Origin of the sequence: Rathayibacter tanaceti, assembly GCF_001634385.1 — a bacterium.
In the GTDB taxonomy this organism is placed as follows: domain Bacteria; phylum Actinomycetota; class Actinomycetes; order Actinomycetales; family Microbacteriaceae; genus Rathayibacter; species Rathayibacter tanaceti.
The window spans coordinates 1-9535 of record NZ_LIIN01000112.1 but is presented as its reverse complement, the minus strand read 5'-3'; the positions used below and the strand labels follow the sequence as shown (position 1 = coordinate 9535).

Sequence of the window (9535 nt, the reverse complement as noted above, 5' to 3'; positions counted from 1 at the left end):
CCCCGTCCGAGGGGGTCCGCGTGGCACGGGGCGTTTCGGCCTCGGCTCCGTGTTCGTCGACCCGCGCGGAGACGTCGTCGTCGTCGCCGGACCGGAGAGCGGGGTTTCGGGGCCCCCCCCGAGCTCGATGCGGGGCTGGCTCCGCGGCGAGCTCACCGAGCTCTCGCTGGCCGCCGCAGCGGCGGGGGAGTCCGACGCTGCCTGCGCTCGAGCGGCGGTGGCCTTCGACCGCGGCTACGCGGAGGCCGGCGGCGGCCCGCTCGATCCCGGCCTCCTCGACGCCGTGGTCGCCCTGCGCTTCGCCTTGCACCAGTGGGACTTCCACGAGACCCACGGCTCCCTCCCCTCGTCGACCGATCTGTCGTTCCTCGCGTGGCTGCTCGACCGCAGGCTCGTCGACCACTCCATCCAGCACACCACTACCCACCGGAGGTGACCATGAAGACCTCGCAGCACTCGCCGGCCATCAGCGTCGAGGATCTCCGCATGCGCTACGGCGCCAAGGACGTGCTCGCGGGCGTGACGCTCGACGTCGAGCGGGGCCAGCGCATCGCCGTGCTCGGCCCGAACGGCGCGGGCAAGAGCACCATGATCGAGATCCTGGAGGGATTCCGGCGCCCGTCGGCCGGACGCGTCCGCGTCCTGGACGCCGACCCTCTGGACGCGCCCTCCGTCTGGCGCTCCCGGATCGGGATCGTCCTCCAGGCGTGGCGCGATCACGGGACCTGGCGGGTCCGCGAGCTCCTCGAGCTCGTGGCCGCGTCGCACGACGCCGCCCGTCCGGGCGTCGCGCTGCCCGTCGGCGAGATGCTGCGCTCCGTGGGGCTCGAGGACCTCGCGGACCGGCGCCTCGCGACCCTCTCCGGGGGCCAGCGGCGTCGCGTCGACGTGGCCGCCGCGCTGATCGGGCGCCCGGAGCTGGTCTTCCTCGACGAGCCGACCACCGGGTTCGATCCGGAGATCCGCGCCGCGTTCCACGAGCTCATCCGTGCTCTGACGCCGGAGACGACGGTCCTCTGGGCGACGCATGACCTCCATGAGGCGGAGGCGATGTGCGACCGGATCGTCATCCTCGCCCGGGGCTCCGTCGAGGCCGACGGCTCCCCGGAGGAGCTCCGCGACCGCTTCGCCTCCGGGACGACCGTCCGCTGGCGCGCGGACGGCGGCCTGCACACCGAGCACGTGAGCGATCCGGCTCCCGTCCTCGCCCGGCTGTCGGCGCGCGGTGTGGACCTCTCCGGACTCGAGGTCCGTCGCGCCTCTCTCGAGGACGCCTACCTCGCCATCGTCGCCGGCTCGGAGGCCGTCGATGGCGCGCCCGAGCTCGCATCCACCGAGAAGGAGACCCGCCCGTGAGCACCGCAACCACGACCACGTCCGCCGCGCCTCGGAGCAGTCGCGCCCGCGCGGCCCGGGGCATCGCCCGCGTCGCCGCCGTCCAGGCCAGGATCGAGCTCCGCCGCCGGTTCCTCCGCTGGACCGCCGTCTCCTTCCTCGTGCCTCCCGTCGTCCTGGTCCTCGTCTTCCGCTTCCTCGATCTGGACCTGTTCGGAGGCGCGGACGGCGTGCGCTCCGTGCTCGCCGGCTTCGCCGCCGCGTCGATGTTCGTCGGCGGCATGGTCGGTATTGCGAGCGAGCTGGTGACGGAGCAGGAGGACGGTTCGGTCCTGCGGGCCAAGACCCTCCCGTTCGGGATGGCCTCCTACCTCTCGGGCAAGCTGATCGCGCTGAGCGTCACCAACCTCGTCGCGCTGGTCCTCATCCTGATCAGCTCCGACCTCGTCATCGGAAGCGTCCTGCCCCGCGACCCGGCGGGATGGATCGGAGTGGTGGGACTCGCGGTGCTCACCCTCGCCTGCACCGTCCCGCTCGGGGCGACCCTCGGGAGCCTCGTGTCCTCGCCCTTCGCGGTCCTGCCGCTCTCGCTGGTCGCCTACGGTCTGATGCTGGTCTCGGGCGTCTTCTTCCCGGTCGAGCTCCTCCCCGAGTGGCTCCGCGCCGTCGTCTCGGTCTTCCCCGTCTACTGGCTGGGCGAGCTCGCCCGCGCGGTCCTCCTGCCCGGGTTCGTGCTCGAGGGCGGGCGGCTCGTTCTGGCGGTCGTCGTCCCGCTCGCCTGGGGAGTCCTCGGCATGATCCTCGCGCCGCGCGCCCTGGGCGCGATGGCCCGCCGCCAGTCGGGTCGGCGCCTCGAGACGATTCAGGAGCGACGCGCTCAGCGCGGGTACTGACCCGCGGGTCAGGCCCCGCGGTGCATGTCGGTGATCAGCAGGGCGAGGGCGACGCGGCCGGAGATCTCGAGCTTGGCGTAGGAGTTCGACAGGTGGGTCTTCACCGTCGACTCAGAGAGGTGCAGGGCCTGCGCGATCTCGCCGTTCGAGCGGCCGTCCGCGACCAGGCGGACGACGTCGCGTTCCCGGTCGCTCAGCACGGCCAGGGTCTGCTCGATCCGCTCGGCAGCCCCGCGGTCCTCCGCCGGGTCGTCGAGCGTGAGCGCGAGTGCGCCGCGGCCGGCCAGCCGACGTGGCACGAGGACGCTCCCGGTCGCGACCGCCCTGATCGCGTTGACGACCGCGGTGGCCCCCGAATCGCGGAGGACGTAGCCGCTGGCGCCTGCGGCGAGCACGCGCGCTGCGAGCGCGTCGTCGTCGAGCGCCGAGAGGACGAGCACCGCGCAGGCCTCGTTTTCGGCGAGTCCGCGCACCGCGGGCTCGCCGCTCGGCTCGTCGATCGAGACGACGACGACGTCGGCGTCGCACACGTCCGCTCGCCCGTCGCCGTGATCGAGGAGCTCGAGGTCCTCCTCGGCGGAGATCAGGCGCTGCAGACCGGCGACCACGATCTCGTCGCCGACGAGGCTCACCCGGATGGTGTCTCGTCGAATCTCTGCCACCCCCCGGAAGCGTCTCGGGCGGAGGGATTCCCGACCGGCTGCCACCCTAGCCAAGGGGCCCACCGTTAACCTGAGAGAATCACGACACTCGTGCGGTCCACCCCCAAGGCACGTCCTAGTCCTCCGGGACGAGGCCGCCGGTTCAGAACGGCACTTCCGTCCCATGGCGGTCCGCGGACCGCGGGCGAAGATGAGGACGCGTGCGGTCTTCCGCGGCGCGCACCTCACGACGAGAGAAGGGAACTCACCATGGCATCTCCCCTCAGTGGTCTCCTCGGAGACCACGCCGACCCGACCGAGGAGCTCGTCTCCATCTTCGGTGACGGGGCATCGACCACCCCCGCGGCGGTCGCATCAGCGGTCGACTGGGGTCGCGGCGTCCTCGCGGAGCGCGGCATCGAGGCCCGGAAGCAGGTGGCCGCCATCCACGCCTTCCGTCAGGCGGAGCCCCGCCTGTCCCTCAAGCCCGCGACCTACCTGGCGAAGCTCGTCGCGGCCTGACCCCGCGAACATCGCCCATCACGCACGAGACCCCCAACCGGAACCGGGGGTCTCGTGCGTCGCGGGCGGGCGGAGCTCCCAAACCGGTTGCGTCAGGCCGACGCGAGCAGCGAGCGCAGCGCCGACGTGAAGAAGGTCAGCCCGTCCACGCCCGAGCGCATCGCGGCGGCCGTGTCGGGCCCGAAGCCCTCCTCGACCGCGTGCTCCGGGTGCGGCATGAGCCCCACCACGTTGCCGCGCCGGTTGCTGATGCCGGCGATGTCGTTCATCGAGCCGTTCGGGTTGTGCCCGAGGTAGCGGACGACGATCCGCCCCTCCGCCTCCAGCTCGAGCAGCGTCTCGGCCGAGGCGATGTAGCCGCCCTCGCCGTTCTTCAGCGGGATCGTGATCTCCTGGCCGGGCTCGAAGCCGTTCGTCCAGGCGGTCTCGGTGCTGGCGACGAGCAGGCGCTGGTCGCGGCAGACGAAGGATCCGATGTCGTTCGCGATCAGGCCGCCGGGCAGCAGGTGCGCCTCGGTCAGCATCTGGAAGCCGTTGCAGATGCCCAGGACCGGGGTCCCGGCGTTCGCCGCGTCGACCACCTCGCGCATGATCGGCGAGTGGGAGGCGATGGCGCCGCAGCGCAGGTAGTCGCCGTACGAGAATCCGCCGGGCAGCACGATCGCGTCCACCCCGTCGAGGTCGTGGTCGCCGTGCCAGAGCGCGACCGGCTCCGCACCCGCGAAGCGCACGGCGCGCTGGGCGTCGCGGTCGTCGAGCGAGCCGGGGAAGGTGATGACGCCGATCCTCATCGGGCGGCCTCCGCCGGGTAGTGGATCCCGACGACGTCCTCGATCACGGAGTTCGAGAGCATCTCGTCGGCGATCGCCTGCACCGAGGCGCGCACCTCGTCGGTCACCTCGTCGACGGTGATCTCGAAGCGCTTGCCCACCCGCACGCCGTGCAGTGCGGAGTGGCCCAGTCGCGCGAGTGCGCCGGCCACGGCCTTCCCCTGCGGGTCGAGCAGCTCGGCCTTGGGCATGACTTCAACGACGATCGTGGGCACCGTGTTCTCCGGAGTCTCGGGGGAGTGCGGTCTTCCGCGGATCCATCGTACCCGCGGCGTTCCGCTGTCCCCGGCGACGCCCTGGCCCGGCTCCCACCGCCGGAAGCGCCCGGCCCACGGAGCCGGACCTCAGCCCGCCGTCACGCGGATGGCGTTCGCCCACGGGTCCTCGAAGGCCAGCGTGCGCCCGTCGTCGCGGGTCGCGACTCCTGCTCGTCCGAGGCGCTCGCCGAGCGCTCCGAGGTCGTCGGCGCCGGGCACGACGATCTCGACCTGCCCGAGACCGAGCGCGAGCTGCCGCCGTCCCGCGCCCGCCGAGTTCCAGGTGTTCATCGCCATGTGGTGGTGGTAGCCGCCCGCCGACACGAACAGTGCCTGGCCGCCCGCGGCGATCGTCGTCTCGAAGCCGAGCCGGTCGACGTAGAACTCCTTCGCGGTGGCGACGTCTCCCACGCTGAGGTGCACGTGCCCCACGGAGGCTGCGCCCAGCCGGGGCTGCGCGATCGCCTCGTCGGTGAGGTGCTCGCGGAGGAAGGTGTTCGGGTCGAGGAACAGCGTTGCCATCTCGATCCGCCCGTGCGTCCACGACCACTGGGTGCGGTCGCGGTCCCAGTAGAGCTCGACGCCGTTGTGCTCCGGGTCGTCGAAGTAGAAGGCCTTGCTGACCAGGTGGTCTGCGCTGCCGGTGAAGGAGCCGGGGTGGCGCGTGGCGACGCTGTGCACGGCGGCCGCGAGCGCCGCCTCCGACTCGAAGAGGATCGCGGTGTGGAACAGGCCGGCGCTGCGGGGCGAGGCGTGCGTCAGCTCGGGGGCGTGCTGGAGGATCACAGTTGCCGTGCCGCCGCGGCCGAGGACGGCGACGGACCCCTCGTGCGAGAGCAGCTCGAGCGTCACGGCGTCGCGGTAGTAGGCGATCATCGCATCGAGGTCGGCGACGCGGAGGGTAACCGCGCCCATCGTGGTGTCGGGGGCGAGCAGGTCGGCGGGGTAGGTGGTCACCGCTGACACGCTAGTCCTCGATGGTTGTAGCCACAACCATCCAATCACTCATAGGTTCGGCATAGTTCATATCCAGCCGACGCGGAGTCCATGTCCAGTCGAAGCGGGGTGCGCGGTCGTGGAATGGGGGCCGGTCGCCGTCAAGGGCGGCCCCGGCCCCGAGGACGACATCATGAACGAGCGACACGAACCTGCGGAGCGCGAGCTTCCCACCCAGCCCGACGGAGATGCGGCGCACCTCGCCCCGACCGTCTCCGTTCCCGCCGAGAGCATCCGCGCCGACGAGAACCGGGCCTTGCGCCTCGACGACCGTCGCCGCCGCCGCCGCGCGCTGATCGCCGGAGGGGCGGGGCTCGCCGTGCTGATCGCGGTCGCGGCGGGAGGCGTCGCCTACGCAGGCAGCACCGAGGCGCCCGCCTCCGCCTCCCCGAACGCCACCACCACGGTCTACCCCGGCGATTCGCGCGGTGCCTTCGGCGGCGGCGTCGCGGTCTCGCCGTACGGGGGCGGTACCGCGGGCGGCTCGCCGCGACCCGACTCCGCCACGACCACCGCGAGCGCGCGCAGACCGCGGGAGTCGTCACCATCACCTCCGACCTCGGCTATCAGGACGCGCGGTCCGCGGGCACCGGCATCATCCTCACCGCCGACGGCATGATCCTCACCAACAACCACGTGGTCGAGGGCGCCACCGCCGTGTCGGTGACCGTCGAGTCGACCGGTCGCAGCTACTCCGCGCGTGTCGTCGGCACCGACTCGACGAACGACATCGCCGTTCTGCACCTCGACGACGCCTCGGGCCTCACTCCCGCGACCCTCGATGCCGACGGGGTGAGCGTGGGTGATGTGGTGACCGCCGTCGGCAACGCCGGGGGCACCGGCGACCTGGTCGCCGCCTCCGGCACGGTGACCGCGCTCGATCAGCGGATCACCACCCAGTCGGAGTCGGGGATCGCTGGAGAGACCCTCACCGGACTGATCCAGACCGACGCTGACATCGTGTCGGGCGACTCGGGCGGACCGCTCGTCGACTCCGCGGGTCGGGTGGTCGGGATCGATACCGCCGCGTCCAGTGGAACGGCCGACATCACTGGCTTCGCCATCCCGATCGCGCACGCGCTCGACATCGTGGCCGCGATCGAGGCCGGAGCCGACACGGCGACGGTGCAGATCGGCTACCCGGCGTTCCTCGGAGTCTCGCTCTCATCGGGTGCTGCGGCGACGAGCGGGGGCGGCGCGGTGATCGGCGGAGTCGTCGAGGGTGCGCCCGCCGCTGCTGCGGGCCTCGAGGCGGGCGACACGATCACCGCTGTCGACGGTGCGGCGATCACCTCCGCCGAAGCCCTGTCGGCGTCGCTCGCCCAGCGTGAGCCCGGCGAGTCGGTGACGATCGACTGGGTCGACACGGCCGGCGCCACCCACTCCGCGCAGGTTGTGCTGGCCGAGGGGCCGGTCGCGTGACCGGGCCGGAGTGGGAGGCCGCCCGTGCGTCCGGGGATGGTCGCCGACGGGACGCGCCACGGCATTGGTTGTTTTGAATCCGTCAAGACAACTCGGCTAGTGTGACCGGCATGACGACAGTGGACACACGACTCCGAGCCTCCGGGCTCAAGGTCACGTCCACCCGGCGTGCCGTGTTCCTCGCTCTCGAGGAGCATCCGCACGCCGGCGTCGACACGGTCCTCGCGACAGTGCGCGAGAGCCTGCCCGAGACCTCCGCACAGGCGGTCTACGGGGTCCTCTCGGCGTTCACCGACGCCGGGCTCGCCCGACGCATCGAGCCGGAGGGTCACCCCCGCCGGTTCGAGCTGCGGGTCGGCGACAACCACCACCATGTCGTCTGCCGCCGCTGCGGAGCCGTCGCCGACGTCGACTGCGTCGTCGGCGGAGCTCCGTGCCTGCACCCGTCGACGGCCAGCGGCTTCGCCGTCGACACCGCCGATGTCACGTTCTGGGGCACCTGCCCCGACTGTTTGACTGCGGCATCCCACTGAACGACATCCGCTCGACACCGCAGCGGCGGGCGCTCGCGCCCCTCGCCGACAGGAGGAACATGACCGAGGAACGATTCACCACCACCAACTCCGGGGCGCCGGTCGCCAGCGACGAGCACTCGCTGAGCGTCGGAGCCGACGGACCCGTCGCGCTCCACGACCACTACCTCGTCGAGAAGCTCGCGCAGTTCAACCGCGAGCGCATTCCGGAGCGCGTCGTCCACGCCAAAGGCGGAGGAGCCTTCGGCCGCTTCACCACCACCGGCGATGTCAGCGCCTACACCCGTGCCGCCCTCTTCCAGCCCGGGGTCGAGACCGAGATGCTCGCCCGCTTCTCCACCGTCGCCGGCGAGCAGGGATCGCCCGACACCTGGCGCGACCCGCGTGGTTTCGCGCTGAAGTTCTACACGAGCGAGGGCAACTACGACCTCGTAGGCAACAACACCCCGGTGTTCTTCCTCCGCGACGGCATCAAGTTCCCCGACTTCATCCGCTCGCAGAAGCGCCTCCCGGGCAGCCACCTGCGCGACCACGACATGCAGTGGGACTTCTGGACGCTCTCGCCCGAGTCGGCGCACCAGGTCACCTGGCTGATGGGCGACCGCGGTTTGCCCTCCTCCTGGCGCCACATGGACGGCTTCGGTTCGCACACTTACCAGTGGATCAACGCGGCCGGCGAGCGCTTCTGGGTCAAGTACCACTTCAAGACCGACCAGGGCATCGAGATCCTGAGCCAGGAGCAGGCCGACCAGATCGCCGGGGAGGACGCCGACTTCCACATCCGCGACCTCTCGTCCGCGATCGACCGCGGCGACTTCCCGTCCTGGACCCTCTCGGTGCAGGTCATGCCCTACGAGGACGCGAAGAGCTACCGGTTCAACCCGTTCGACCTCACCAAGGTCTGGCCGCACGCGGACTACCCGCTGATCGAGGTCGGCACCATGACGCTCGACCGCAACCCTGAGAACTACTTCGCGCAGATCGAGCAGGCGGCCTTCGCCCCCTCGAACTTCGTCCCCGGGATCGCGGCGAGCCCCGACAAGATGCTGCTCGCACGCATCTTCAGCTACGCGGATGCGCACCGTTACCGCGTGGGGACCAACCACGCGCAGCTCCCGGTCAACGCGCCGAAGTCGCCCGTGCACTCGTACTCGAAGGACGGCCCGATGCGGTTCGACTTCCAGAAGTCCGAGGTCCCGGTCTACGCGCCGAACACCACCGGCGGCGCCCACGCCGACCCCGCGCGTGCTGCGGAGTCGACGGGCTGGGACACCGACGGCGAGCTCACGCGTGCCGCGGCGACCCTGCACCCCGAGGACGACGACTTCGGTCAGGCCGGCACGCTCTACCGTGAGGTCCTCGACGATGCCGCGCGTGCGCGACTGGTCTCGAACATCGCCGGTCACGTGTCGAAGGTCACCCGTCCGGAGCTGCGCGAGCGCGTGCTCCAGTACTGGGCGAACGTCGACACCTCCCTCGCGCAGCGGGTCGCGGAGGCGCTCGAGCCGTCGGCCCCCGGGGCGGACGTCTCAGCGGAGGCGGTCGGCATCGGGGCGTAGCCCTCGCTCGCCCGCCGAGGAGCGCGCAGCACCGGAGTGATCCGGGCCGCGCGCTCCTCGTTCTCGTTGCGGGGCGGAGCGGAGCCGAGGGCCGGCGTGTCGGGAGCGCGGGACGTCGGCTGCGGGGACCTCGTCTCGACACGCCCGGGATGCGCGATTTGGGGTCTTCGTTTGACACCGCGCCGACCTCTGCGTAGCTTATTCCTAGTCGCCACAAAGGCCGCAGGGAAACGGAAAGAGCAGCAGCTCCCACGTCCCGGCCTCAATCGGGACCATCCCTTCGGCAAGACAAGCCTTCACGGCGGGTCTGCCGCGAGGATGTAAAGCCGCCGCAGGATCCTTCGGATCCGGCATCTTCGCCGCCTGGCGCAGGACTCAGGTCCTGAGTCAAGCAAGGTGGGAGCGCGAATTAGCGTGACGACAGAGCGAAGTGGCCGGATTTGACACGGCTTGCGGATGTGCTAGGTTATACAAGTTGCCACGGCGGCAGAGGGAAAGAAACTTCCTTCAGCCTAACCGGGTGAATGCGTATGACGCAAGCAACAAC

Annotated in this window: 12 protein-coding genes; 8 read left to right on the top strand and 4 right to left on the bottom strand. The window is 71.1% G+C overall.

Annotation, left to right across the window (positions count from 1 at the left end; translation table 11 throughout):
* The 3 genes from ACH61_RS12210 to ACH61_RS12200 form a co-directional block, all read left to right on the top strand.
* Positions 1-436 (top strand): hypothetical protein (locus ACH61_RS12210; protein ID WP_236713669.1); only part of this gene is annotated, 436 nt, incomplete at its 5' end.
* A gap of 2 nt (positions 437-438) precedes the next feature.
* Complete coding sequence (locus ACH61_RS12205; RefSeq protein WP_068212397.1) at positions 439-1356, top strand: ABC transporter ATP-binding protein; 918 nt, start codon at positions 439-441, stop codon at positions 1354-1356.
* Complete coding sequence (locus ACH61_RS12200; RefSeq protein WP_068212394.1) at positions 1353-2228, top strand: ABC transporter permease; 876 nt, start codon at positions 1353-1355, stop codon at positions 2226-2228. Before ACH61_RS12205 ends, ACH61_RS12200 begins: the two co-directional genes overlap by 4 nt.
* An 8-nt stretch (positions 2229-2236) precedes the next feature.
* Here ACH61_RS12200 and ACH61_RS12195 read toward each other — a convergent pair whose 3' ends face one another.
* Complete coding sequence (locus tag ACH61_RS12195; RefSeq protein WP_082845238.1) at positions 2237-2860, bottom strand: response regulator transcription factor; 624 nt, start codon at positions 2858-2860, stop codon at positions 2237-2239.
* Positions 2861-3139: 279 nt separating this feature from the next.
* On the opposite strand from ACH61_RS12195, the gene ACH61_RS12190 reads away from it, so the two are divergent.
* On the top strand, positions 3140-3391 hold the full coding sequence (locus ACH61_RS12190; protein ID WP_068212393.1) for a hypothetical protein: 252 nt from the start codon (positions 3140-3142) through the stop codon (positions 3389-3391).
* A gap of 92 nt (positions 3392-3483) precedes the next feature.
* Here the strand turns inward: ACH61_RS12190 and purQ are convergent, their stop codons facing one another.
* The 3 genes from purQ to ACH61_RS12175 all read right to left on the bottom strand — a co-directional run bounded on the left by purQ (position 3484) and on the right by ACH61_RS12175 (position 5393).
* Positions 3484-4182, bottom strand: coding sequence for a phosphoribosylformylglycinamidine synthase subunit PurQ (gene purQ / locus ACH61_RS12185; protein ID WP_068212392.1), 699 nt, complete (start codon positions 4180-4182; stop codon positions 3484-3486).
* A complete protein-coding gene (gene purS / locus ACH61_RS12180) occupies positions 4179-4436 on the bottom strand; it encodes a phosphoribosylformylglycinamidine synthase subunit PurS (RefSeq protein WP_068212391.1) in 258 nt (85 codons plus the stop codon). Before purS ends, purQ begins: the two co-directional genes overlap by 4 nt.
* Before the next feature lie 129 nt (positions 4437-4565).
* Positions 4566-5393 (bottom strand): VOC family protein, encoded by an 828-nt coding sequence (locus tag ACH61_RS12175; protein WP_068212401.1) that lies wholly within the window; start codon positions 5391-5393, stop codon positions 4566-4568.
* A 214-nt stretch (positions 5394-5607) separates the two neighbouring features.
* On the opposite strand from ACH61_RS12175, the gene ACH61_RS18495 reads away from it, so the two are divergent.
* The 4 genes from ACH61_RS18495 (at position 5608) to ACH61_RS12155 (ending at position 8988) form a co-directional block, all read left to right on the top strand.
* Complete coding sequence (locus tag ACH61_RS18495; protein ID WP_236713668.1) at positions 5608-6093, top strand: hypothetical protein; 486 nt, start codon at positions 5608-5610, stop codon at positions 6091-6093.
* Complete coding sequence (locus tag ACH61_RS16415; RefSeq protein WP_068212388.1) at positions 6090-6896, top strand: S1C family serine protease; 807 nt, start codon at positions 6090-6092, stop codon at positions 6894-6896. The genes ACH61_RS18495 and ACH61_RS16415 overlap by 4 nt, the downstream gene beginning before the upstream one ends.
* Positions 6897-7006: 110 nt before the next feature.
* Complete coding sequence (locus ACH61_RS12160) at positions 7007-7429, top strand: Fur family transcriptional regulator (RefSeq protein WP_068212400.1); 423 nt, start codon at positions 7007-7009, stop codon at positions 7427-7429.
* A 59-nt stretch (positions 7430-7488) separates the two neighbouring features.
* On the top strand, positions 7489-8988 hold the full coding sequence (locus ACH61_RS12155) for a catalase (protein WP_068212387.1): 1500 nt from the start codon (positions 7489-7491) through the stop codon (positions 8986-8988).
* The last annotated feature ends 547 nt before the right edge of the window (positions 8989-9535 follow it).